The sequence below is a fragment of the Sarcina sp. DSM 11001 genome (assembly GCF_900101015.1).
Taxonomy (GTDB): domain Bacteria; phylum Bacillota; class Clostridia; order Lachnospirales; family Lachnospiraceae; genus CAG-791.
Window position 1 is genome coordinate 1 of record NZ_FNFZ01000034.1, and the last position, 24322, is coordinate 24322.

Here is a 24322-nt window from a genome sequence, read left to right on the forward strand (position 1 = left end):
AGAACTGCTTCAGCATGGAGATCTGGTTCTCCAGGTCAGGCTTTTGCTTTGCTGTTGAGACTCTTGCATAAAGGCATGTTTTTCTCTCAACATTTTTGTTAAAGATGGCGTATACGTCATCGCTGTCATAATCATAATGGCCGTTTGGCAGCTTTCTCACATGGATTTTTCCATCTCTGACATACTTTGATAAGGTCTGCCTTGTGACACGCAGTAGCTGCAGTACATCTTTTGAACGCAAAAGCATCACCTCCTTCAAGGTGATTTTATCACGGAAATACATATTATATTAAAATATTTTCATATTTTATAACATATTTAATGTATTTTTGAACCATATACAGTCCCCTTTCATCCTGCTACAGGTTCTTTATTATCGTTTCCTTCATGCTTCTTTATATTCTGTTCCGCCACATTTATCATCCACAAGCTGGTTTTTATTTTGCTTCTGGATAAAGCGCATTCTCCCCTAATTAGAGACTACTAAGGAACGTTTATTGAGCATCGACATATCTAATTTATCGCATCACACTGAAGATTATAATTGCAACTACTATTTATATGGCTTATAATCCCCCAAGCTTTTCGTAATACGTTTTCAAAAAAGACTTTTCCTTCTCTTTTATCTCTTCCTTTTTGGATTCACTCAGTTTTTCCCAGAGCAGAGGGTGGAAGGAAAGCAGGTTCAGGTCTTTGGAATAATATACAAACCGTTTGCGTTCGAACTTTTCAAAAGGGTTGGACAGTATAGAGCGTTTTACCTTTACCGGGTCATCCAGATATTCCTGTGTATAAGCGCAGTTTGGGCGGTCTACAGGGAGTCCGCGTGCTATACGGTCAAGGTAAAAGGCCCTGTATTCCTTCATGAGCTCATCAATGTTTACTTCTCCTTCCCTGTCAGCCAGCTTCAGCATGCTCAGCATGAAAATCAGTTTAAAAGAGAAGGTCAGGGTGTTTTCATCAATGAAGGCTTCAAAGTCTTGCAGAATCGTGGTGTCATCGTGCCTGCCAAGGCCTTTTCTGTCACGAATGTTTTCTATATCTTCCGGAGAAAAATAGGGCATCAGCCGGGATCCGATCGGGAGCTTCAGGGAACTGATCGAGTTATCTTTCCGGTACCAGTTCATGAGGGTAGCCGTCCCGATGAAAAGTTCTCTGGCAGCCTGCTCTGAGGATAGATATCCCTGGTATTTTTCTTCGAATGTAAGAATGTCGATCTCCTGCATGGCGATCTCTGTTTCACTCAGCCCGAGGATAGACAGGTAATCGTGATCATTATTTTTGACACCCATAAAATCGGAATAACGGGACAGCCTGAAGAGCGCATTGAAGTTCATTGGCGTGAGCTTGCCTTCATAATTGTCGACCACGTCGATCACATACAGGCATTCCTTGCCCGGATATTTTCGGACACCGCGTCCGATCTGCTGGGTGTACAACACCTTGGAAAGAGTCGGGCGTGCCATGACAACGACTTCTGTCTGCGGTGAATCCCATCCCTCCGAGATCAGCTGGCAGGCGATCAGAAACTGAATCTTCTTCTCCGCGTACTGCTCGAAAATCTGGTCATTTCGAGGGTTTGAGCCATAAACAGCGCCGGCACTGAAGCCTGCATTGCGCATGAGTTTTTCCAGTTTCCGGCAGTGGTTTACATTTACACAGAAAATGATTCCCTGCTTGAAAAAGTGTTCCCGCGGAAAAAAATATTTCTTCAGTGTGGCAACGATCAGCTCATTCCTTGATTCGACGATCAGTGTCTTTTCGAGATCTGCGTAATTATAGTCTCTCCCATTGTAGCGGACCATCGAAAGGTCGATGTTGGAAAGCAGACGATAACAGCGGATATTTGCAATCACATCCCTGTCGATAGCTTCCTTCAGGGTCATTTTTGTCTCGTAATGCCCGAAGATGTCTTCAAGTTTTTTATGATCCAGACGCTCCGGCGTCGCTGTCAGCCCAACGAGATATTTCGGTGTGAAGTATTGAAGTGTTTTAGAGCAGTTGGCAGCCTGGGCATGCTGCGCTTCATCGAACAGAAGGTAGTCATAGTAATCCGGAGGTGTATCATTTCTCCGTAGGAAAGAACGATTGTAAAGATCGATTGTGATATCAAGCCTGTCCCGGTATTGCCGCAGTCTGTTTTCCCAGTCTTCCCTGATACGGGTGGATGGCACCATGACCAGCACCCGCGAAATCTTGCCGGTCTGCTGCAATTCCTGAATGTCCTCTATGGCAATCTGCGATTTTCCAGATCCTGTCGGACTTACGATAAGCGATGTGTTGATGCCGTTCGCACGGGCCAGATTCATCTCCTCCAAGAAGCTCTCCTGGTGGGTATAAAGGGCAAAAGAACGGGTACCCTTAAGCAGGTGGGCATTGCGAAATCCGCTCTTCGGTCCAAGAAAGGTGCGGATCATGTCAACGGCCTGGTCTTTAAAACGAAGGTTCTCAAAAGAAAAACGGAAGGTCTTAAAGCCCAGAATGCTCAATGTATTCTGCTTTTCAAGCTGATGCTTGTAGGCCTGCAGACGTATAATCTGCGGATGGTGGTATCTCACTCCGTTTTCTTCAATGGCAAAAACGCCCGCGGACGTCTCGATCACATAATCCACGAAGGCGTTTTTCCCATCCGGCATGGAAATGGAATATTCTTTCTGCAGGAAATTCAATGCATCAGGACCATAAGAATCGATAAACAGGTCCTCAAACTCCTTTTCCAAAGGTGTATTGTCAATATGTACCTTGTCAAAGAATCCGCCTTTATCCAGGACTTCCATGTTTCCGGGGTCTGCCGTCATCCAGCGATGAATCTCCTCCGTCAGACTTTTCTGTGGGCCGTTGCCGCAATCATCGTTTTTTAAAAGCGCAAGAAGCCTCTTCGGAAACATAAAACCGTAAAAGCCTGTTGGAAGACATCATCCATGCATTCTGCATTTCACAGTATTTGGAATAATCGAACAATCTCTCATTATCCTCTGCCCTGCACAGGTCGAAATCCAGAATGACGCAGTTCTGTGAGTCGCATAAAACAGCGGAATGGTGTGTGCTGTCATAATAATAGTCTTCTGCTATCTGCAGTCCGTTAACTTCACTGATTTGTGCATAAAGTGATCTAAGTCTGCTTTCCATGGCAGTAGCAGCAACAACAGCATTAGTTGCAAAAACACGGTCATTATCTTTTCTTGAAGGATATGAAAAAGCATTCATCTGCTCCTGCAAAGCAGCACGTTCAGCCATCTTTCGTCTTCTCTCCCCGGTCTTACGTCACCAGTGATCCAGAGCTCCAGGATCTCCAGTCCTTCCGTCACTTTCAGAATATCTCCCAGGCGATCCTCATCCATATCGGTAAAAAACCGACCGTTGCGGATTCCTTCAAACTGCCCGTATTTAAAGGAGACATAGAGTATGCCGCCAGGCTTCGTGGCCCGCTCCATACGCAGGAAGATGTCCGGCAGTTCTGCATACGGAACATGCAGGATAGACGCGCAGGCGAAGATTCCGTCGTAACGTTCCTGCTCGCAAAGCTCCGAAAACAGCATCTGCCGCACCGGGATTCCGGCGACCCGCTCCGCAGTTTTCACCATCTCCTCAGAACCATCGCAGGCTTCCACACGGTATCCCTTCTTCAGAAAATACCTGCTGTCCCGTCCGGTACCGCATCCGAAATCAAGGATTAGCGCATTCTCAGGAAGCAGGCGCAGAAAACGGTCCTGAATATCGGAAAAAGATACATCCAGCGTGTTGGAAGTAAATTCACGATGGTTTTTATTGTAATACTCGATCGTCTGTGAATAGCCCATGGTTTTTGCCTGTTCTTTTTTTGTTTACGTCCATAAAATACATGCGTCCCTTATACCGAATTTCCCGTAGGGCCTTTATGTCTATTCAATTTCGATGATATCTCTCGGCCGACATTCCAGGTACTCACATATCCGATCAATAATTTTGTCGTTTACCATTTTCCCTTTTCCCATCTTCGATACCGTCACGGGGCTGAGCCCGACGTCATCTACCAGGTTTTGTTTCCGTAATCCGTTCTCTCGTAACATTTCCCATAACCCGCTATAAGAGACTATCATACTGTTTAACTCCTTTTTACTCACAAACAGCTGTTTTCTGAACTACTATTTATATTTTCATGTCCGCTGTTTCTATGGACACCTCAACTAATGAGTATAGCACTTATCAGTCATCTAATCTACAAATCTATGTAGCATAACAGTCTCTCCTAATTGAATAATGTTGAAGCCAAAAACATGCATCATCCTTTGCTTCTTTTTCAGTTATGGGTCTGGTTATGGTCTGCAGGGACTGTCTACAGCTCAAACAAATCTATATGACTCCCGTCTGGCAGGATGAGGTCTTTTCCCATCTCCACATTCATTTCTTTCGAAATTTCACTCATTATTGCCATAGCTGCAGCAATTTCAGCAGGCTCTTCACCGACTTTTTTTGCTCCAAGTTTCTTAATCATGCGCTGGCTCTGATCATTATCGGAATAGATGCGGGCAGTGATTTTTTTATCCGGAAAGCGGCTGCGGATCTCCGCGGTCAGCAGTCGCAGCACACTTGTCCCGATTCCCCGGTTCTGATACTGAACGGCGATATCCAGGCCGATCTCTATACAGTCTGTATCCGGATTTCTAATCATGCACTCTCCGATATATACACGGTCGCTTTTCCTTTCCACGGCAAGTGTGAGAGCGGAATCAGACGTCAGGGCATCCTTCCAGGCAAATTTTTTAAAGCCCTCTGTCTCATAGATCTGCGGAATCTTGCTGACGCCTTTCAGTGTGCGGATGTAGGTCTCCTTATCCCTGTCCGTCAGGTTTCTTATCAGCCATTCCTCATTTTCTACAAAAGCGGCATCTCTTCTCAGTTTATCAATTGTTGTCATATGCTTCCCTCCTGTACTTTTTATGAGTTCTGGTATGTCTGCAGCCGCCATAGGCAGGTCTATGGCAATATGGCATAAAAATTTTACTATATCCCGGATGGATTCAATCCCACCGCAGCGGTGGGAATGGGCATGTTCGTATAGGCAGACATCGTTTGTGAGCGCCGAATATTTGTTCTTTTTCCCCCTGATATACCGATAGCTGGAATCAGGTTCCTGATCCCAGCTATCTGGTTGATCCTCTTTTTCTTTGTCAGGGTAGATGTCAGACGGCTGTACCGGTTTTCAGGCTGTCCAGCAGCATGTCTACTCTTCTGATCTGCATCCTCCGGGCTCTGTTTTTAGCCTTTTTATAGTAGTGCTTACCGCTTCTTATACCTATATCATGACAGTGCTGGTGTCCCTGCAGACGGACACCCGGAGACTTTTTATGTTTGAAAATTTATATATTTTAGTTAAAATAACAGAAAGCTCAGCAGCCTGCGGGTCCTGCACAGGCTGCTGAGTTTCGAAGATAAAACCGCTTTTAAATTGCTTTTTATACCGCTGGTATACTTTGTTATACCGCTGGTATAAACCCATTGACACTGCGTTTTCCGGGTGTTACAGTACCGATTAATTCCGGTGTCTGCAGCAGTCCGGCGCTATTTTTATACAGCGCCGCAAATAGAAAGGAGGCGATATAAATGGCTAAATATCTGGTTTCTGAAATCCTTGATTCAGTCAGGGACATGACTGTAGGTGAGGTGATCGAGCTTGTCAAAGCGTGCGAAAAAGAGTTTGACGTCTCCGCGGCACCAAAGATTGTTGAACCGCATGACCCGGGTAATAATAAGATTCCGCAGACGGAATTCGATGTCGAGCTGACAGATTTCGGCGAGCAGAAGGTCAAGGTCATTAAGGCCATCCGTGAGATCACGGGATTGGGGCTCAGGGAGGCAAAGGCTTTTGTTGAGAGTGCCCCCAAGGTAATCAAAGAGGGAGTATCCATCGAAGAGGCCGAAGCTCTAAAGGCAAAACTTGAGGAGCAGGGCGCTAAGGTCACCCTGAAGTGATCCCCCCGCTCCGGTCGGACTTGCAGCGGCAGGTCTCCCGCCTGCCTCCGCCATTAATAATCACATTAATAATCATGAAAAAAAGAAGTGGCTGCCGTACCCGGCATTTTAAAGCCACTTCTTTTTTGATTTGTGTCATTTCTTCCTGACCGGGAAATATACCTCCGTCTCCCAGTCTTCCGGAGCGAGGGACTGGAACTGTGTTTTGATATACAGCTCAAACGGTGCGCCGGCGATCTCATAGCCGTTCTCCATGATCCAGCTTACAATAGCGCCGTAAGCCTCGGATAAGGTGGAGTATCCCCCGTGGTGCACGGTCATCGCGCACTCGCAGGAATCTATGGTGGTATCTGCTTTTTCTTTTTCACGGATCCCGATGAAGACTTCTATATCCGAAGATTCGGGATTGAACTCCTGGTCGTAATACCTGGCTCCGGTCAGGCCTGTCGGGGTGACCCGGTCCCGGGGGACGCGCTCAAACAGGGTCCCGTAATACTTGCCGAAATCATCCACGCTCATCCTGGCTCTGGCCGCCAGAATATTTATAGCGGGAGAGTTCTTGATCTCGATCTGATATCCTTTCTGATATGTCATAACATCACCAGTCCTTTCAAATACGGAGATATGCGTCTGCAGCTCATTCAGGATCGTGGCTTTTTCCCGCTGCTCACGCTTGAGTTTGTCTCTCTGCTGACGCAGAAGCATGGAGATCTCCTTTTCATCCGAGAGGGTGATGATATGCTGGATCTCCTCAAGGGAAAACCCGTAGCGCTTTAAACGCTGAATGTAGTTCATGGTGTCGATCTGCTCCACCCGGTAATATCGGTATCCTGTAAACTGGTCCACTCTCGCCGGAGCCAGGAGCCCGATCTTGTCATAATGGTGCAGGGTCTTGACGCTCACCTGACATATTTTTGAAAATTCGCCTATCTGAAGCAATATGGTCATCCCCTTTCCTGATGTACGATTCGAATCTGATGATATTGTACTTTCTGACCCAAGGGGAGAGTCAAGGCCTTTTTTAGCAGCGCACCCATTATCGCGGGGACTGGGAACTTCCGTAGCTGCAGTTATGGAGACAGTATGGAGAATCCCCCGGTAATCAGTAAAATCCCTTAAAAGCCCCCGGAGTCCCGGGAAGTCCCGGGAAATCCTATGGAAACCCTCTGAAATTCCCATGGAAGTCCCGTGAACTCCTATGGAAACCCTCTGGAAATCCCGCGGATCCTCCAAATCAAGAGAAAATTTTGTATTGGTATTTGCCTGTATATTGTTGACGCCGTGTCAGCGCACATGTATAATATAGGTGTTGACACCGTGTCAGCACGTAAGCAGAGATGGATGACAGCAGAGGTATTCTCCGCAGGCGGTGTGGGAAAAGGCCGGTAAAGAGATTGCCGGGTTTTGCGTTTAGAGGTCGCCGGATTCCAGGTCCCGGGATTGTCATTCAGAGGTCGCCTGGATTTGCGTTTAGAAATCGTCGCGATTTGAGTTTACCGGGCTAAGCGTGAGACGTCACACTAAACGGCGGAGAAAGATGATCAGCCGGAAAGGAGCTTATTGAAAAATGAAGAAGAGTTTAGCGTTAATTGCAGTCTGCCTGGCAGTGGTTCTTCTCCTTGCGGGATGTGCAGGAAAACAGGCGGAAAAAGGCAGTGTTCCGGGGCAGACAAAGGATACAGCGGAACCTGCGAAAATCGAAGAAGGCGAGGCTGAGGAGACCGAGGACAAGGCTGTTGATGCGGAAGCAGCAGATACTCCGGAAGCCGGAGAAGCCGGGGAAGCTGAGGAGACCGGGGGCAAGGCTGCTGATGCGAAAGCATCAGATCCTGCGGAAGCCGGGGAAATGGGGAACACGGCTGCTGATACAGAAACAGCAGATGCAGGTACATCTGAGGCAGCAGCCCTTCCGGAAGAGACCGGTTCAGGATCCCCGGTGGTTTATTTTTCTTCAGACATCTCCGCGGAAGGTCTGGTAAATATTTACGATGCCCTTGGCTGGACACCAGCCGGGAAAACAGCCGTCAAGATCTCGACGGGGGAGCCGCCCGCAAGCAACTATCTGCGGCCGGAACTTATCGAAGATCTGGTCAAAAAAGTGGACGGGACTATCGTCGAATGTAATACGGCTTATGGGGGTTCCAGGTCCAGTTCTGCCATGCACAGGCAGGTGGCGGAGGATCACGGATTTACAGCGATCGCGGATTTTGACCTGATGGATGAAGAGGGTGAAGTGGAATGGCCTGTGACCGGCGGGAGCAGGCTGGACAAAATAATCGTCGGCAGTCATGCGCAAAACTATCCTGACTGGGTCATCCTTTCCCATTTCAAGGGTCATGCCATGGCCGGTTTCGGCGGCGCGATCAAAAATGTCGGGATCGGGATTTCTTCTTCGAGCGGCAAGGTATATGTCCACAGCGCCGGGACAAGGACCAGCGGCAGTATCATGAACAGCGATCAGGATGCGTGGCTGGAGGCGCTTGCTGAGATGGTGACCGGTTTCCGGGATCATGTCGGCGGGGACCATATCATTTACATCAATGTGATGAACCGCCTCTCCGTGGACTGCGATTGTGACGGCAACCCGGCTGAGCCGGATATGCATGACATCGGCATCCTGGCGAGCCGCGACCCGGTCGCTCTGGATCAGGCCTGCCTGGACCTGGTCTATCAGGCGGAAGACAGTGCGTCTCTGGTCGAGCGGATCGAGAGCAGGCACGGGATCCATACTCTGGAGCACGCGGAAGAGATCGGTCTCGGCAGCCGCTCTTATGAACTGGTTAATATCGATGAGTGATCTGTTTGTTATTTTTCGCAGAGAGCTCGTGTATATATGGTACTACTTTGATCTCCAGCTCCGGCAGATCCTGTGGTACTGGATCCTGGGCATGGCGATCGGTTCCCTGATCTCCGTATTCGCGAAGGACAAAATACACGGGCTCTTTGCAGGGATGCAGGAAAAAAGACTGGGGCTTTCCGGCATCCTGCCGGCCTGTCTTCTGGGGATCGCATCGCCGCTCTGTATGTACGGCACGATCCCTATTGCCGCCTCCTTTCGCAGACAGGGGATGCGCGAGGACTGGCTCGCGGCCTTTATGATGGCCTCCATCCTCCTCAATCCCCAGCTCATCATTTACAGCGCCGCCCTGGGCACGGCTGCCCTTGCTGTCCGCCTCGTCACCTGCTTTCTGTGCGGCTGCGCAGCCGGCCTGCTTGTGCATCTTTTTTACAGCGGGAAAGATTTTTCTGTTTTGACGGGTTCGAAGTAAGTGCCAGCCGCGATACCCACCCCAATCTTCTCATCCGCTATCTCCTGAACTTCTGGAGAAACATCAGGGCGACCGGCCTGTATTTTATCCTCGGCATCCTCCTCTCCGCCCTCTTCCAGCGCTATATATCGCAGGATGCCGTGGCCGCCGTCTTTGGGGGAAATGAAGCCTGGGGCGTCCTGATGGCTGCGACGATCGGCGTCCCCCTCTACGCCTGCGGCGGCGGGACCATACCGCTCCTCCAGGGCTGGCTTGCCGACGGTATGAGCCTGGGCTCCGCCGCGGCATTCATGATCACAGGCCCCGCCACCAAGATCACCAACCTCGGCGCCCTCAAGATAGCCATGGGCTGGAAACACTTCGCCCGCTACCTCCTGTTCGTCATGGGGTTTTCCTTCATTTGCGGGTTAATCGTGAATATTGTTTAACAGCAGATCTGGCCGTTGGTCTGACAATTGGTTTGACTGTTTATTTTGGAGTTTATTTAGGAATCTATGGTTCTTCCGCAAACAGTAGTGTTTTGCAGTTATCTTTCCCGGAATTAGTGATTCCTGATGATAAAGTCACTACCAGATGCGGAAGAGCCGAATATATTTGGCAGTTTATTTGACAGTCGGTTAAACAGTTCATTTAACAGGCTCTCCGCCTCCTTTCCGCCTCCCTCTGTCTTCCTCTCTGCCTCCCTCTGCATCCTTCTTTCCCTACACCTGTGCCTGCGGATTTGTTATACTTATTTCCATAGTAAGTTCTCATAGTAAGCATGGATAAAGCAGCGGAGAGGCGGCGTATAAGTACAGCCGTCATAGCGGATGTGGAGAAGGAGGTCATGGCGCAGATATGGAAGAGAGAAGATGGTGGAAGGAAGCGGTCATTTATCAGATTTATCCCCGGAGCTTTGCGGACAGCAACGGGGACGGGATCGGGGATCTGAACGGGATCACCGCGCATCTGCCGTATCTTGAAAAACTCGGGGTGGATGTCCTGTGGCTGTCTCCGATCTATCAGTCCCCCAACGATGACAACGGCTATGATATCTCGGATTATCGGGCGATCATGACAGAATTTGGCACAATGGAGGATTTTGACCGCCTGCTTGCAGAGGCCCACTCGCGGGGCATGAAGATCGTCATGGATCTGGTCGTAAACCACACCTCCGACGAGCATGCCTGGTTCGTCGAAAGCCGGCGTTCAAAGGACAATCCCTATCGGGACTTTTATATCTGGAAAGAGCCCCGCAACGGCAGAGAGCCCAATAACTGGCGCTCCTGTTTCTCCGGTTCCGCCTGGGAATACTGCGAAGAGACCGGCATGTATTACCTGCATCTTTTTTCCAAAAAACAGCCGGATCTCAATTGGGAAAATCCGCAGGTGCGGCGTGAAGTCTATGACATGATGACATGGTGGTGCGAGAAGGGAATCGACGGCTTCCGCATGGATGTAGTCAGTTTTTTCAGTAAGGACCAGCGTTTCCCGGATGGTGCCGTCGCGCCGGGCGAGCAGTACGGGGATTTCAGTCCTTACGTCATCAACGGTCCCCGCATCCACGAGTTTCTACAGGAAATGAATCGGGAAGTCCTGTCTAAATACGATCTCCTGACGGTCGGTGAAGCCGGCGGTGTCACGATCGATGAGGCAAAAAAATATGCGGCGGCAGATGGTTCGGAGCTGGGTATGGTCTTCCACTTTGAACACACCGACGGTGTCATGGAGGAAAAGCTGATCGGCAAATGGGACTGCGGAAAGCCCCGGATGCCCCGCGTCCGCCAAATCCTCAACAAGTGGCAGCTGGAACTGGAAGGGAAGGCCTGGGGCAGCCTGTACTGGGACAACCATGACCAGCCCCGCGTGGTCTCCCGTTTCGGAAACGACAGCCCCCGCTGGCGGGTCCTCTCCGCCAAAATGCTTGCCACCTGCCTGCACATGCAGAAGGGGACGCCCTACATCTACCAGGGCGAAGAGCTGGCTATGACCAACGCTCCCTTCACTTCCCTTGAGGACTGCAGGGATATAGAGGAGATCAACGCTTATCGGCAGTATGTGACGGAAGAGAAGATCCTCTCCGCCGAAAAAATGATGCAGTGCATCCGTACTGTCGGCCGCGACAACGCCCGCACCCCCATGCAGTGGGACGATTCGGCAAATGCCGGCTTCACCACCGGCACCCCCTGGATCATGGTCACCCCCAACTACACAGAGATCAACGCCAGGGCCGCCCTCGCGGACCCCGACTCCGTCTTCTACTACTATCAGAAGCTCATCCACCTGCGCCATGAACATCCGGTCATTGCCTACGGTACCTTCGAACCTCTCCTGGAAGAAAGCGATTCCATCTATGCCTATCGCCGGGTTCTGGATGGACAAACTCTCGTCGTCGCCTGCAACTGGACCGGCCAGGACCAGCCCTGCAGCCTCTTTCCGGCAGATGACACGACTGCCGCGGCTGCCACGGAAGATCACACGGAGGATCAGGATCAGAATCATAATCCGGAGGAGCTCATCTCTAATCACGACTTCCATAACCCCGGCAAGGAGCTCATCTCAAACTACAGCCTCCATAACCCCGGCAGCCTGCAGCCCTACGAAGCCCGCGCTGTTCTGTACCCCTTCCTGCTCCCCTGAGCCGGAACTCATATCAAAAAGAGACAGGGAACCATCCCCCTTTTCCCTCAGACAGGAGAAAAGGGACGGTTCTCTGTCTGCTCCCGCCATGAGGCAGGAGGAGGCAGAAAACCGTCCCTTGTCTCCTTTTCGCAGTTCATGTACGACTGCAATCTTATCTCAAAACATCCTTGTTTTCCTCTGGACGCAGCCCTTTGTCCAGCAGCCAGGCAAATGCTTTCGCTGTCCTTAGGTCAGGGTTTTTAAAATGATTTCCCTTGTTCCATTCCAGCACACAGGGGATCCCGGCAGCATCAAGATGCGCATGGATCGTCCGGATCGCATTGCCGACCTGCGACATGACCAGGTTCTTTGTCCGCTCTTCTCTGTCCCCAAGGCTCAGATATACTGCTTCTGTCTGAATCCTGTTTTCCTGTACATAACCGCAAAAGCCGGGAAACCATACGGACGGTGAAGCCGCCGCCACGCCTGAAAAGAGTCCGGTCTGATAGGCGGACCATAAGGCGAAAAGTCCGGCAAGGGAGTAGCCTCCCAGAAGGAAGCTTCTGTCACTGGACGGGGTGCCTCCGCCAAGAGCGGGAAGAAGCTGTTCTGTGAGATATTGGAGTGTCTGAGCGGCGCCGCTCCCGAACGCTTCCTCGCCAAACACGGGAGGCGCCGGCCAGGGGGAGAGATCTGTATTCCAGTTTTTTACCTTTATTGCGGCAAGCAGAAAATCCTTGCTGCCTGTCAGTTCCTCAATATGGACTATTTCCTTCTCGATGAAAGCAAGGTCATGGTCATCGACCATTTGAACCAGAACAGTGCCTGAGTCAGCATTTCCATATAACGATTGCACAAATTCTGTGTTTTCAGTCATATTCCCCTTTTCTCCTTATAGGTTTATTACCTTATACTTCTTTTTTCTTTTACTGTTTTCCCTTTACTCCCTTTTCCCCTTATACCGGCTTTGATGCAGATTGCTGTAATGCCCCAGTAATGCAGTCCGGAGCTTTGATGCAAATACCAATGCCTGCAATGCTCCAATAACGCAGTCCGGGGCTTTGATGCAATCACCAATTCCTGTAATGCCCCAGCAACGCAGTCCTGCATACTGGATGTCTCAGGGGATGGTCACCACTTTATACACAATACTGCTTTTTCAGGCTTTTCTTCCAGAGTCAAAGTAAATAAGGCTGCCGCTGCATTCTTTTTCACTCCGCCGTCCCGGGCCGCGTCCGATCCGAGATCCGTCAGATTCTTTTCCAATAAATTCTTCTCCGGCAGGTCCTTTCCAGGTAAATCCTTCTTCGGCAAAGCCTTCTCAGTCAGATCCTCCGTAAGAGTGGAAATCAAGTCTTTTCTGGAAACCAGCGCCGTGACGTCCACTCCATTCAGTTCCACGTTCACGCACACCCGATGCGACAGCCAGGAAATGGGGCCGGTCTCCCGTAGTACCACAGTGGTGCTGCCCGGTGTTTCCACCACGCTCTCTACCGCTGCAAAGCCCACGTATTTTTCTGTCAGGCCCAGGCAGGACAGGGATTCTTTTTCCGGGAGAAGGACATACCAGCCAAAGCCCTGCGCCGCCTCAGTTCCCTCAAACCGCTCGTCTTTTCCGATGGAATACGCACATTTCCCGAACCAGTCATAGACCCAATAGCGCGGGGATTTTTCCAGTTCAGGGATATCAGAGGGCGCAAAAGAAAAGCTCTGCTGTTCCCGGGTCAGGTTGAAAACGGCGATGCCTCCGGCCATGCCGCTGCCCCAGGGAGCCGCGTTGTGAAGTTTGAGCACGCCGCCCTTCCGCGGATCAGAGAACACGCAGTCCTCCGCAGGTCTGGCAGACCGGATCATGACTGGCAATGTGCCGTCCAGGTAAGAGAGAGGCCGGAGCACATCGGGGTTCGTCTCCCCCACCCGGTCACTGAAGTACACCGGCCCGCCGCTGATGGCTCTCAGCAGGCTGTGTTTTCTGCCGTCAGGGTGGCTGGTCCAGAACATATCCCAGTCGCAGCAATAGAGCTCATCATGGTAGATCGCATTATAAGCATTTTCCAAAATATGCTCGGTAAAGCTGCCCTCCCGGTCGGGGAAGAAATCGTCGCTGTTTCGGGAAACGGCAGATGCGGGGCGCGCAAGTACATTTTCCATGGCCATGCCCATGCAATTTAGGATAGTATTGTCCAGCGGAGAAGCACCGCACTCCAGTGCCTCATTCATACCCCGGACAGCGGAACTGATGGGAAGAGTACTTCTGAAGTATCTCGCGGCAGTGCTCTGCCCGTCTACTTTCACAAAATCGATTCCTTCACGTCTCAGCAACTGATACCAGTGACGGTAAAAATCCGCGCCTTTCTCCGGATCAGGAACCAGCAGACCATTGACTGTTTCTCTGAGGTGGTCTGCCTCCTGCCCGGCCAGCTCTGACTGCTTCTGAACACCGCTCCAATAGCCTCCCAGGGCGTGCCAGACCCCGAACTTCCGGATGGTGGAACTCTGCCGGATATCCTTCACCATCTGAGAGAAGCCGTTGGGAAACTTTTTCCTGTCAGGAGCGAATCCTGTCAGGAAGGTATCCCTGGTGCTCATCCAGCCGTCATCGATGATCATCCAGCGGACCGGGACAGATTTTTTTGCGAACTCCTCTGCCTTCTGCCGCAGACCGGTCTCATCCACCTCGGTGTAAAAAGCGTTCCAGCTGCACCAGCCAAGGCTCCGGAAGTGCTCGGGAACCCGCCGTTCCCGGCGCGTGAGGATCCCCTTCTCCCGGGCCAGCCAGGTGAAGGCCAGGTGCACCGCCTCCGAAATGGTATCAGCCTCGGCGAGTATATAGAGCGGCTCCTCCACACGCATATAGCCGCCCACACCGGCGCTCAGCTCCAGACAAACCGCATCCTCCGTCCCCCCGTTGACAGTGGCCTTCCACTGCTGACCGACCATGGGAACAAGACAGGCGAAGCCCTCCTTCCCCTTGATCAGAAGTACCTGGGTATTCGGCGGTATCTCCTCATAACGCTCCACAAAGGCCGGCCGCGTCCACCAGTCACTGAAAAGATACAGGGCAGTCATCTTCTCCGGCCTTGGCTCCAGAGGCACATATACACGGATCGGAGCATCCTGCTCCAGGCCGTCAAAAACCCAATGCTCCTCCTGCTTCAGTTCCAGATCAAGGGAGACAATCTGAATCGCCCCCAACCTGTGCTCCTCCAGGCATACGCGGGAATTTCTTAAAATAAAACCTTTCTGATCAATTTTCTCCTGGTTTATTCCTGCCTGGTCTATTCCTTCCTGGTCTATTCCTTCCTGGTCGAATTCTTTATGTTCGTATCCTTCCTCATTGAAGCCTTTCTGATTGAAGCCGTTCTGATCGACAGGGACCATACCGGCAATAATCTCACCACTCTGACGGCGGATCTCAATTTTCAGTTGAGCATGCTGTTTCATAATTTTTTCCTCTCCATACCTGCCATGAGTGTTTCCGTATTCTTTACGGCACGTCCCTAAATGGGGCGAATTCACAGGCAGCATTTTCTGGTGTTTCCGTATTCTATACGGCGCATCCTACAGACAATATCAGGTGTTTTAGCGGTGCGTTCTTTTATTCCCGCTCAGTGCATAGCCCGTGACGGCTCCGACAATTCCTCCAAGGATATGTGTAAACTGAGAGATGTTGTCCGATAAAAACAGACCTTCCGCGACCTGCTGTCCGATAAAGACAAGGGCAACCAGAATAAAAGTCAAAGGAATCTCTCCGTATCGGACATTTGTAAAGGATGTCAGCAGGATAAACGCGAATACGACTCCGCTGGCTCCGCACAGGGCACTGGCCGGGAAAAGGATATAATTGACAACACCTGTGATCAGGGCAGTGACGCCGATCACCTCCAGGATCTTTTCAGAGCCGTATTTCTCCTCCAGCATCGGTCCTAAAAGAAGTATATAGGACATATTTCCAACATAATGCTGCCATCCGGCATGTCCCAGCACGTGGGTAAAAAACCGCAGCCAGGTCAGGGGATTGAGCAGTGAGGAGTGCCAGGTCATAAAGAGCATCTGCGTGCTCATACCTCTGGTCAGCGCACCTGCTGCCAGGACTGCAAAGCTCAAAAAGACAAATCCCAGCGTGACAGGAGCATTAAATGTTATTTTCAGATTATTTGTCTTCATGATATTTTCACCTCTTAACACATTTTTAGCATCACCTGTCCAGTCATTATACAGAATAATTATAGTCCTTTACCAGCTGTATATAAACCCGAAGCATGGTCTGTTATGAGTTTGTAAACAGCCGATAATTGAAACGAAAAGAGCAGGCCGTTAAGGCCTGCCCCGTGTCCCCTGTGTCCATGTATTCGCACCTGCTCACACACCCACACCTGTTCACGTCACACATCCTCACCTGCTGACGCGTTCGTGCCTGTTCACGCATCCGCACCTGTTCACGTCACACATCCGCACCTGCTCATGCATCATGCATCCACTGCGAACCGTATCCCGGCGCTTTTTCTCGCCGTCTCAAGCGCTGTCATGACCGCAACAGACCTCTCAAGACAGGCAGCAGCCGCCGCATCGTCCTTTGTATCGACGATCCGGGCGAAATCCATGAACTCCTGTGTCATGCGGTGTCTCATCTCCGGAGCCTCGAACTTCCCGCTCTCCATCGCGCGGCTCATACCGCCCGCGGCATTGGGGACAGGCGGCTTCGTGTCATCGGCAAACTCATAATCGACGCCCTCAATGACATTCGGCTTGCCGATGAGCCGCATCCAGCCGTTCTCGCCCTGGAAGATCGCAAAGGACGGACTGTCCGAATCCTTGGCTGCTGTACAGACTGCCGTCACTCCATCATAGCAGAGAACTGCTGTTCCGGATGTGTCAATCCCATTGAATCCAAGATTCGGGAAATACCTGGCATCCTTCGGAGCACCGAGAAGGCCGATCGTCAGATAGACATTGTAGAGATTGATATCATACAGTGCGCCGCCCGACAGATTCGGGTCGAAAGCAGGCTCGATCTCACCCGCCAGATACTTTTTATATCTGCTGGAATACTGTGAATAATTGCACTGCCCCATCTTCAGGGTCCCGAGCTTCGGCAGGATCTCCGCCATCTTCTCAAACACTTTGCTGTGCAGGGTCGTAATGGCCTCAAGGCAGTAGACACCCTTCTCAGCCGCGATCGACGCAAGTTCCCTGGCTTCCGCCACTGTGGAGACGAACGGCTTTTCCAGAATAACATTCACACCCGCAAGCAACGCCTGCTTTGCGTAAGGATAGTGCGCGCTGTTGACCAGGCCGATATACACGCAGTCAACCCCGCTGTCGGCAAGGAGCTCAGTGTAGTCCGTATAGACTTTGCCGATCCCGTACTCTTCTGCCAGCTTCTCGCCCTTTTCCCGGCTCTTCGGTCTTGCGAAAATAGCCGTGCGCTCGATCTCAGCGATCTCCTCCATGGCAAAAAGAGCTTCATGTACGATCTTACCTGTTCCGATAATGCCAAGTTTCATATTACCCTTCCTTCCGCTTACTTATTAATCTTCCAGCATTCTTATTAATATTCCAGCGTTCTTATCAATCTTCCAGCATTCTTATTAATCTTCCCGTGTTCTTATTAATCTTCCCGTGTTCTTATTAATCTTCCAGCGTTCTTATCAATCTTCCAGCGTTCTTATCAATCTTCCAGCATTCTTATTAATCTTCCCGTGTTCTTATTAATCTTCCAGCATTCTTAAGCCGGCGATTTCAGAGACCGGAAGGGTAAAGCAGATGGCGCCGGCAGGAGTGGCCGGGCCCATTTGTTCGGCGACTGCTTTCATGATGGCGGCCTTCTTGGCTTTGGTTTCCACTATGAAGATCACTTCTTTTTCTTCGGCGAGGGAAACGCCGAAGAATTTGTTGGAAAGTTTCGCGCCTGTTCCTTTGGCATGAATGGCTGTCCCGCCGTCGGCTCCGGCTGTTCTGGCGACATCCATGACATCGTCAATATGTCCGCTGTTCGCGATGATTATGATCAGTTCATAGTTAAACTCCATTTTGGGCACCTCTTTATTCATCTCCCGCTGATTTGTCATGTAGGCAAGTGTTTTTCCTCCGCTCACGCTTTTGAGCGGAACAGCCATCATGATCCCATTCCCGGGAATGTCGATCATAAATTCTCTCTTTGCATCTTTAAAAAAATCAGGGATCTCTTTTCCGGAGATGACTCCCGCGATCAGAGCTTTCTGCATGGCCTCCAGGCCCAGAAGATGAAGCTGCTTCTCGGTCGCCGTCCCTCTTCCCAGCATAGTGACGACCGGGGTGACATTTTTACTTTCATAGAACTTCATTAAGTCGTAGAGTTCGATCCTGTCGTGGATCGTTATTACCAGACTGACATCCATCACTCCACCTCCCATAGCTCGATGATATCCGCGTCAGCATAGTGTTCCATATATGCTTCCGGCGAAGGGTATACTTCTTCCACGGCCTTTCTGGAAAGGACATATCTTACGCCCATGATCTGCACCGTGATGAGGGGCATCATGGCAACGAGCGCGACTGTCCCGAAAGCGTCTGTCAGGATCCTGCCGCCGACGGCTTTGCAGACGCCGATTGCAAAGGGGAGCATGAAGGTGGCCGACATCGGACCTGACGCGACACCGCCGGAGTCAAAGGCGATCGCCGTAAATATGGGCGGAACAAAGAAGGACAGTCCCAAAGCGATCAGATAGCCCGGCACCACGATCCACAGGATGCTTATGCCGGTGAGGACTCTGATCATGGAGAGCGCCATGGCAAAAGCTATGGCAAGCTGAAGGCTGGTCAGCATTGCCTTGCTGCCCACCGCGCCTGCGCTGATCTCTTCGACCTGCCTGGTGAGGACATGCACAGCCGGTTCCGCTGATACGACGAACCAGCCGATCAGGGCAAATACCGGGATCAGGAGATATCTGGTCCAGCCGCTGTACATGGTCTGCCCGAGGATCTGCCCCAGCGCCGAGAAACCAAGGTTGGCTCCCAGCAGGAATATGACCAGGCCGATATAAGTAAACACAATGCCGTAAACGATCTTTAAAAACGCATCCTTTTTCAGGTGGAAGGAAAGCACCTGAAAAACGAGAAAGATAAAAAGAATGGGTGCCAGGGCTGCGAAGACTTCCTTCATAAAGACCGGGATAGATTTGATATAAGCAAATCCCAGATCGACAGTATCCGTGTAGCGGCGCGCGGCTTCAGACGCTATTTCAGATACAGTTCCCGGATAAAAAAAGCCCAGCAGAAGGACGGCAAGAACCGGTCCTACAGAACATAGCGCGACGAGCCCGAAGCTGTCATCCTCTGCCTTCTGGTCGCTTCTGATCGCGGCGACGCCCACGCCCAGAGATATGATGAAGGGCGCCGTCATCGGCCCCGTGGTCACGCCACCGGAGTCAAAAGCCAGACTGATGTAATCGGGGTCGGACAGAAGGGCCAGTACAAGAATAATCCCGTAAAAAATAATGAGCAGCAGCCTGAGACTGATGCCGAACAGGATCCTGAGCATACACAGCACAAGAAAAAGCCCGACACCGACAGACACAGTCAAAATCAGCACAAAGGGATCTATGTGGGGCACATTCCCTGACAGAACCTTCAGATCCGGCTCTGCCATAGTGATAATGACTCCGATCAGAAAACTCACAACCAGAATGATCGTTATATTCCGGGATTTTGTCAGCGTGCTCCCCAGATGCTCTCCGATCACGACCATCGAATTATCGGAACCATACATAAAAATGCTGAGCCCGAAAATCAGCAGGACACTGCCCACAACGAAAGAGAGCATGGCATCCGTCGCAACCGGTGCCGCAAGGAAAGCAATGATACAGACGATAATCCCTATGGGCATAACTGACTTCAACGATTCCTGGAGCTTATTGATCAGCATTTTGTTTTTAAGCATGGTGACTCCTCGGGTTACTTTTTCTTATCAGGGGTTTATGGTTATCATGGATTTATGGTTTATTTGTTACTCGTCACTCACTGACCAGACTCGGATAATGGTCTCTCCGGTTTTCTTTCCCTTCTCATGGGTTTAATTTTTTCACCGCCCGGACTAATTATAGTACAATTTTCCCTCTTTGTGTGCTTGAGCAGGCATTCGGATGGTTAACACATTCAATCCAAGTATATTTTGATACTGTACACTTTCCGCCATAGAATAGACCATTCTGATACCGATATTCTGGGTAATATCCTCTGGATCGACTATGTCTCTTCTGTCAGCAGGATTAAATGGAACACAGTCGTCCTTGATCCTCAGGATCAGCGAGCCATCCTTATGAACGACACGTACTTCAATATTATGCTTCTTATGATCCTCTGAATATCCGTGCTGGACAATATTCCCCGCCATTTCTTCAATTGCCAGTCCTGACAGCATGGATCTTCGGTGATCGATCCCCTTAGAGGCGCAGAACTCCTGCACTCTGGATGACAGTGATACGACCTCCTCGATCGTACTGATCGATATATCCAGGCGCTCACTCTCCTCTGCTCCGAAATCCTTCGGTATCACCATCAGCTCATCCATGCTGCGTGGGAGATGCCGGTTCCGGAGAGATGCATAAAGAAGAATAACCACCGTAGTCACTGTACCGTTAAGGATATTCGCCCAGTAAACACTTCTTATACCGATCAACGGAATCAGGACAGCTGTAAAGAAAACGACGTCCACCACCCCGTCCAAAGCCGAAAGAATACGGACCAGGATCAGCTTGTTGGAAATCTGCCCATAGCAGACGAAGTGCATACAGATCAGGGAAAGCGGCATACAGAATGGAAGAAGCCGGAATCCCCAGACCGTCATCATAAAGACCGGATCGCCTTTATCCTGATAATACAGCCTGGTAAAGGGAACTGCCATTATGGCAATGAATCCCGCCACTGCAAGCATGATAGGAACATATCGATATAACGCATTCCGCATTATATCCTGTATCGTCTGCCGGTCCTCCTCACCCTGTGCCACGCTGAACAGCATTCTTGATACCGCGGCCATGCCGTTGGGAACAGCCCAGAACAAATTCAGGAAGGTGTTGCATGCCGTAAAGGCGGAAAGTCCGACCGCTCCAACGAAGGACGTGATCAGCGCGTTGACCCAGAACCCGCGTATTGTCAGATATCCACAGGTTAATGCTCCGGGGGCACCGATCCTGACGATAGACCAGGAGTCTTTTATCCGGAAGCCCTTCAGCTGGAAACGAAAGTTTGCCCGCTTCGTAAAAAAATACTGCGCCTGGATAATCAAGAAGACCCACAGTCCGAGAACTGAGGCCAAAGCAAGTCCGAGCGCCTGCATCCCGAGTTTCATGATAAAAATGTAATTGAAAACCGGATTCACCAGAATATATACGGTACTGGCGGCCAGTGTGAGCCTCGTCTGGTTTTCCAGAGAAAGAAACCCTGACAATTGCTGCCCCAGAACCTGCGGCAGGATGCCCATTGACATACCGATCAGATACTGATTAAAAAAGACCCGCACTGCAGGATCATTCGTGAACATTCCGGTCCAGTTGAATGCGCCTGCTGCAGCCAGGAGAACCGCAACAAACACCGAAAAAGCAAAACCGAGCACCATATCCAAAGAGAATACCTCCTGGGTACGAGTGACCTGGTTTTTCCCTTTGTATTCCGCGCTCAGGATCTGCGATCCGCCCAGGAGCATTGTGCTGACGGCACCGATAAACATACTGATCGGGGCGAACAGCCCCACAGCACTCATAGCATCCTGCCCTATGAAATTTGATGCAAACAGGCTGGTAACGATGCCATTGAACGCTCCTATAACTGCCAGCAGGATCTGGATCGGCAGCAGCCGGAAGCATAGTTTTGCTGTTACCATTGAATGTGAAATAGTATGTTTCATCGCAAAAATTCCCTCACTCAAAATTCATCTGAATCTGATCATCCATCCGGCTGCCCTGTTTTGAACAGACCGCTCTTCCCGTGCGCTGCACCTGCATGTGCAGGGCCGCCCGGTGCGATAAGATGCTCATTTAACGGCTCAACGGACGGTTAAACCCGGATTCTTTTCATGCTCGATATTCTGATTGATATTCTCATTCATTATGGTCTATTGTACCAAAAAACAGGACATCGATTAAAGGGAAATAGTCCTTGCAGTTCCTATCCAACAAACGTTTCAGGCTAAAAATGCTTAAGGATGTTTGAGTCAGATACTTATGAGTTAGATCTTTATAAGAAGGTACTGCACATTATTGTAAGCTTATGTATAGAAGGACTTGGAAGTAACGTTATTAAGTGGGGATTTTCGAATAACAAGCCTCATTCAATCAATATATATCTATTCTTTAAAAACGGTGTATGAACATTAAGAATGAGGGATGACTGCGAGAGCTTTAACCCAAAGGACTTGTATGAGCTTAATATGCATGAAAGGAGTACGAGAATCTTGGCGACAGCATAATAAAAAATCTCTTGCAAAATGATTATTATCATGTATAATAAATATGTTCTGCAATTGCAGGACGAAATATAATGTGTCTGCGTAGCTCAGTTGGATAGAGCGACCGCCTCCTAAGAAATCAGGGTGGTGAAACGCAGCAAGAAAAAGTTGTGTACTTGGAGTTCGATTCCAGTCAAAAAATCGACGCTGGTTGCGAAAGAGTTACTTTTAAAAAGAGTTTCACCCTCTTGCAACCGAATCGAAAAAAACATCTCAAAAGTCTCCGGCTGAATTAGCAATCAGCCGAGATCATAAATCATTTACCGGGCCTCAAAAAGGCAAAAAACCCAGTATTTATGCGGGTTTCCGGACGTGTCTGCGTAGCTCAGTTGGATAGAGCGACCGCCTCCTAAGCGGTAGGTCGGGTGTTCGAGTCACCTCGCGGACGGGCTCAAATGAGAGTGGAACGATTAGCTGGCTAATCGCTCGCTCTCATTTTTCGTTTATAGGGAAATGAAATTACGAGCAGCCTCCCTGCTAAGCAATTAGCTGAACTGCTGTGGATCCAGCTAAGAAAAGCATTTCGCAGCTAATCGCCTCAAAAGAGGGTCTGGCTAATACAAGGGGAACACCGGCTGTCAGGTATGGAAAATCGATGAAAAACGGAGTAAAACCGTGAAATTTGTTCCTGCCTGTAAGTCCGTCAGCTAACCCGGTTAGCAGAGATTGGGAGAGACAATATTACAATTCTTAGCACCTGCTAATGCAGACGGCAAATGGAAAAGTGGCCCGTTTGGATCAGATTGAAACCAAAGATCTGGTCTGAACGGGCTTTTTTCGTGCAAAAATCGGCAAATCACCTGCAGGGAGAAGCATTTTTACCCGGTATCTGCTCTTCTCTTCCGGAAAAAGCGGAGGGGATGGCCACCGGTGCCAGGGTAAGGATAAAGACCTGTTCAGCAGCATCAGCGCTCACGAGTTTGGGAAAGACAAGGAGGATAAACATGCAGGAGAAGAACAGCGGGATCGGGGAAAAGGAAAGGATCGTTGAGATCGAGGTGGAGAGGCTCAGGGAATTCAGGGGGCATCCCTTCAAGGTAAAACCTGATGATCAGATGAACATGCTCATGGAGAGTATTAAAAAGTACGGCATCCTGAATCCCCTGATCGTAAGGCCCATCCCGGATGGTGCATACGAGATCATTTCCGGAAACCGCAGACGATATGCTGCACAGAAGCTCGGATACCGGAAAGTCCCGGTGATCATCCGTGTCCTTAAGGATGAGGAAGCTGTGATCAGCATGGTGGATTCCAACATGCACAGGGAGGTCATATTCCCCAGTGAAAAGGCTTTTGCCTGCAAGATGAAGTATGACGCGATTAAGCGCAAGAACGGGTTCAGCAGCAATGGGCAGGATGACTACCAGTACAAGGGGAGGAAATCCATCGAGATCATGGGTGAAGAGATGGGTGAGAGCCCGAAACAGGTCCAGCGCTACCTTAGGATCGCAGATCTTGTACCGGAGATCCTTGAGATGCTGGATGACGGGAAGATCGGGTTCACTCCGGCTTATGAGGCATCATTCCTTACGGAGGAGGAACAGAAGAATCTGATCCAGGCAATGGCATACACCCAGTCCTCCCCTTCCCTGTCGCAGGCACAGAGGATGAAGAAGCTCAGCAGGGACGGCGAGCTGGATCTGCAGGAAATGAAGAAGATCCTGGGTGAGGTCAAAAAAGGCGAGATCAACCGAGTCACCTTCAAGAATGAACAGCTGCACAGGTTTTTCCCGAAAGAATATTCAGCGGAGAGGATGAAGGAAAGGATCCTGGATATCCTGAAACTCTGGCAAGCTCAGCAGCTTGGAAATACGCAGTCAGAGAATTAAGCGGAATGAGAAAAGCAGACAGGAGGACAAAGAAATGGCAAAAGTGATAGCAATAGCGAACCAAAAGGGAGGCTGTGGTTATGGAAAGTGGTAGATTATGAAAAGTTGTCTCCACAATTCATTGAAAATACTGCCTTAATTCGTTGATTAACTTTGCATAATACATCATCCTTTGCAGGGTAGTG

The 24322-nt window shown here is 50.1% G+C and carries 19 protein-coding genes and 1 tRNA gene; 7 read left to right on the top strand and 13 right to left on the bottom strand.

Annotated features, from left to right (window positions below):
• The 5 genes from BLT02_RS14615 to BLT02_RS14640 all read right to left on the bottom strand — a co-directional run.
• The coding region (locus tag BLT02_RS14615; RefSeq protein WP_139187660.1) for a MerR family transcriptional regulator at positions 1 to 241 on the bottom strand (241 nt) is incomplete at its 3' end.
• Positions 242 to 566: 325 nt separating this feature from the next.
• Positions 567 to 2798, bottom strand: a complete 2232-nt coding sequence (locus tag BLT02_RS14620; RefSeq protein ID WP_175453867.1) for a DEAD/DEAH box helicase — start codon at positions 2796 to 2798, stop codon at positions 567 to 569.
• Between the two features lie 49 nt (positions 2799 to 2847).
• The gene (locus tag BLT02_RS17330) at positions 2848 to 3237 is read right to left on the bottom strand and encodes a hypothetical protein (protein ID WP_175453868.1); all 390 of its coding nucleotides are present in this window, start codon (positions 3235 to 3237) and stop codon (positions 2848 to 2850) included.
• Positions 3204 to 3800 carry a class I SAM-dependent methyltransferase gene (locus BLT02_RS14630; RefSeq protein WP_092997153.1) on the bottom strand — a complete coding sequence of 199 codons (597 nt, stop codon included), beginning with the start codon at positions 3798 to 3800 and terminating at the stop codon, positions 3204 to 3206. Before BLT02_RS14630 ends, BLT02_RS17330 begins: the two co-directional genes overlap by 34 nt.
• A 515-nt stretch (positions 3801 to 4315) precedes the next feature.
• Positions 4316 to 4897: a GNAT family N-acetyltransferase gene (locus BLT02_RS14640; RefSeq protein WP_175453869.1), complete on the bottom strand. Its 582-nt coding sequence runs from the start codon at positions 4895 to 4897 to the stop codon at positions 4316 to 4318.
• Positions 4898 to 5583: 686 nt separating this feature from the next.
• On the opposite strand from BLT02_RS14640, the gene rplL reads away from it, so the two are divergent.
• The gene (rplL, locus tag BLT02_RS14650; RefSeq protein ID WP_092997164.1) at positions 5584 to 5952 is read left to right on the top strand and encodes a 50S ribosomal protein L7/L12; all 369 of its coding nucleotides are present in this window, start codon (positions 5584 to 5586) and stop codon (positions 5950 to 5952) included.
• Between the two features lie 135 nt (positions 5953 to 6087).
• Here rplL and BLT02_RS14655 read toward each other — a convergent pair whose 3' ends face one another.
• On the bottom strand, positions 6088 to 6891 hold the full coding sequence (locus tag BLT02_RS14655) for a MerR family transcriptional regulator (protein WP_092997207.1): 804 nt from the start codon (positions 6889 to 6891) through the stop codon (positions 6088 to 6090).
• A 628-nt stretch (positions 6892 to 7519) separates the two neighbouring features.
• Here BLT02_RS14655 and BLT02_RS14660 point away from each other — a divergent pair.
• From BLT02_RS14660 to BLT02_RS14670, 4 genes are all read left to right on the top strand, one after another.
• Positions 7520 to 8749 carry a DUF362 domain-containing protein gene (locus BLT02_RS14660; RefSeq protein ID WP_347475020.1) on the top strand — a complete coding sequence of 410 codons (1230 nt, stop codon included), beginning with the start codon at positions 7520 to 7522 and terminating at the stop codon, positions 8747 to 8749.
• Positions 8724 to 9221, top strand: coding sequence for a permease (locus tag BLT02_RS18270; protein WP_347475021.1), 498 nt, complete (start codon positions 8724 to 8726; stop codon positions 9219 to 9221). Before BLT02_RS14660 ends, BLT02_RS18270 begins: the two co-directional genes overlap by 26 nt.
• Positions 9143 to 9649 (top strand): permease, encoded by a 507-nt coding sequence (locus BLT02_RS18275; protein WP_347475022.1) that lies wholly within the window; start codon positions 9143 to 9145, stop codon positions 9647 to 9649. The genes BLT02_RS18270 and BLT02_RS18275 overlap by 79 nt, the downstream gene beginning before the upstream one ends.
• A gap of 409 nt (positions 9650 to 10058) precedes the next feature.
• Complete coding sequence (locus BLT02_RS14670; RefSeq protein WP_092997167.1) at positions 10059 to 11840, top strand: glycoside hydrolase family 13 protein; 1782 nt, start codon at positions 10059 to 10061, stop codon at positions 11838 to 11840.
• Between the two features lie 154 nt (positions 11841 to 11994).
• On the opposite strand, the gene BLT02_RS14675 is transcribed toward BLT02_RS14670, so the two are convergent.
• The 7 genes from BLT02_RS14675 to BLT02_RS14705 form a co-directional block, all read right to left on the bottom strand.
• Complete coding sequence (locus BLT02_RS14675; RefSeq protein ID WP_092997170.1) at positions 11995 to 12699, bottom strand: alpha/beta hydrolase-fold protein; 705 nt, start codon at positions 12697 to 12699, stop codon at positions 11995 to 11997.
• Between the two features lie 254 nt (positions 12700 to 12953).
• The gene (locus BLT02_RS14680) at positions 12954 to 15266 is read right to left on the bottom strand and encodes a Sip1-related alpha-galactosidase (protein WP_175453870.1); all 2313 of its coding nucleotides are present in this window, start codon (positions 15264 to 15266) and stop codon (positions 12954 to 12956) included.
• Between the two features lie 138 nt (positions 15267 to 15404).
• Positions 15405 to 15989 (bottom strand): rhomboid family intramembrane serine protease, encoded by a 585-nt coding sequence (locus BLT02_RS14685; protein ID WP_092997176.1) that lies wholly within the window; start codon positions 15987 to 15989, stop codon positions 15405 to 15407.
• A 302-nt stretch (positions 15990 to 16291) separates the two neighbouring features.
• The gene (locus BLT02_RS14690; RefSeq protein ID WP_092997179.1) at positions 16292 to 17329 is read right to left on the bottom strand and encodes a Gfo/Idh/MocA family protein; all 1038 of its coding nucleotides are present in this window, start codon (positions 17327 to 17329) and stop codon (positions 16292 to 16294) included.
• Between the two features lie 204 nt (positions 17330 to 17533).
• The gene (locus BLT02_RS14695; RefSeq protein WP_092997182.1) at positions 17534 to 18202 is read right to left on the bottom strand and encodes a P-II family nitrogen regulator; all 669 of its coding nucleotides are present in this window, start codon (positions 18200 to 18202) and stop codon (positions 17534 to 17536) included.
• The gene (locus tag BLT02_RS14700; protein WP_092997185.1) at positions 18202 to 19743 is read right to left on the bottom strand and encodes a DUF1538 domain-containing protein; all 1542 of its coding nucleotides are present in this window, start codon (positions 19741 to 19743) and stop codon (positions 18202 to 18204) included. The genes BLT02_RS14695 and BLT02_RS14700 overlap by 1 nt, the downstream gene beginning before the upstream one ends.
• A 153-nt stretch (positions 19744 to 19896) precedes the next feature.
• Positions 19897 to 21708 (bottom strand): MATE family efflux transporter, encoded by a 1812-nt coding sequence (locus tag BLT02_RS14705; protein WP_092997188.1) that lies wholly within the window; start codon positions 21706 to 21708, stop codon positions 19897 to 19899.
• Between the two features lie 914 nt (positions 21709 to 22622).
• On the opposite strand from BLT02_RS14705, the gene BLT02_RS14710 reads away from it, so the two are divergent.
• Both BLT02_RS14710 and BLT02_RS14715 read left to right on the top strand, forming a co-directional pair.
• A tRNA-Arg gene (locus tag BLT02_RS14710) sits at positions 22623 to 22696 on the top strand.
• 556 nt (positions 22697 to 23252) lie between these two features.
• Entirely contained in the window at positions 23253 to 24137 is an 885-nt protein-coding gene (locus BLT02_RS14715) for a ParB/RepB/Spo0J family partition protein (RefSeq protein WP_092997191.1), read from the top strand.
• The last annotated feature ends 185 nt before the right edge of the window (positions 24138 to 24322 follow it).

What these genes read in the sequence shown, in the direction of transcription:
- BLT02_RS14620 (WP_175453867.1), bottom strand. Translation starts at nt 2,798, where the DNA reads ATGACGGCAGACCCCGGAAACATGGAAGTCCTGGATAAAGGCGGATTC.
- BLT02_RS17330 (WP_175453868.1), bottom strand. Translation starts at nt 3,237, where the DNA reads ATGGCTGAACGTGCTGCTTTGCAGGAGCAGATGAATGCTTTTTCATAT.
- BLT02_RS14630 (WP_092997153.1), bottom strand. Translation starts at nt 3,800, where the DNA reads ATGGGCTATTCACAGACGATCGAGTATTACAATAAAAACCATCGTGAA.
- BLT02_RS14640 (WP_175453869.1), bottom strand. Translation starts at nt 4,897, where the DNA reads ATGACAACAATTGATAAACTGAGAAGAGATGCCGCTTTTGTAGAAAAT.
- rplL (WP_092997164.1), top strand. Translation starts at nt 5,584, where the DNA reads ATGGCTAAATATCTGGTTTCTGAAATCCTTGATTCAGTCAGGGACATG.
- BLT02_RS14660 (WP_347475020.1), top strand. Translation starts at nt 7,520, where the DNA reads ATGAAGAAGAGTTTAGCGTTAATTGCAGTCTGCCTGGCAGTGGTTCTT.
- BLT02_RS18270 (WP_347475021.1), top strand. Translation starts at nt 8,724, where the DNA reads ATGAACTGGTTAATATCGATGAGTGATCTGTTTGTTATTTTTCGCAGA.
- BLT02_RS14670 (WP_092997167.1), top strand. Translation starts at nt 10,059, where the DNA reads ATGGAAGAGAGAAGATGGTGGAAGGAAGCGGTCATTTATCAGATTTAT.
- BLT02_RS14675 (WP_092997170.1), bottom strand. Translation starts at nt 12,699, where the DNA reads ATGACTGAAAACACAGAATTTGTGCAATCGTTATATGGAAATGCTGAC.
- BLT02_RS14680 (WP_175453870.1), bottom strand. Translation starts at nt 15,266, where the DNA reads ATGAAACAGCATGCTCAACTGAAAATTGAGATCCGCCGTCAGAGTGGT.
- BLT02_RS14685 (WP_092997176.1), bottom strand. Translation starts at nt 15,989, where the DNA reads ATGAAGACAAATAATCTGAAAATAACATTTAATGCTCCTGTCACGCTG.
- BLT02_RS14690 (WP_092997179.1), bottom strand. Translation starts at nt 17,329, where the DNA reads ATGAAACTTGGCATTATCGGAACAGGTAAGATCGTACATGAAGCTCTT.
- BLT02_RS14695 (WP_092997182.1), bottom strand. Translation starts at nt 18,202, where the DNA reads ATGGATGTCAGTCTGGTAATAACGATCCACGACAGGATCGAACTCTAC.
- BLT02_RS14700 (WP_092997185.1), bottom strand. Translation starts at nt 19,743, where the DNA reads ATGCTTAAAAACAAAATGCTGATCAATAAGCTCCAGGAATCGTTGAAG.
- BLT02_RS14705 (WP_092997188.1), bottom strand. Translation starts at nt 21,708, where the DNA reads ATGAAACATACTATTTCACATTCAATGGTAACAGCAAAACTATGCTTC.
- BLT02_RS14715 (WP_092997191.1), top strand. Translation starts at nt 23,253, where the DNA reads ATGCAGGAGAAGAACAGCGGGATCGGGGAAAAGGAAAGGATCGTTGAG.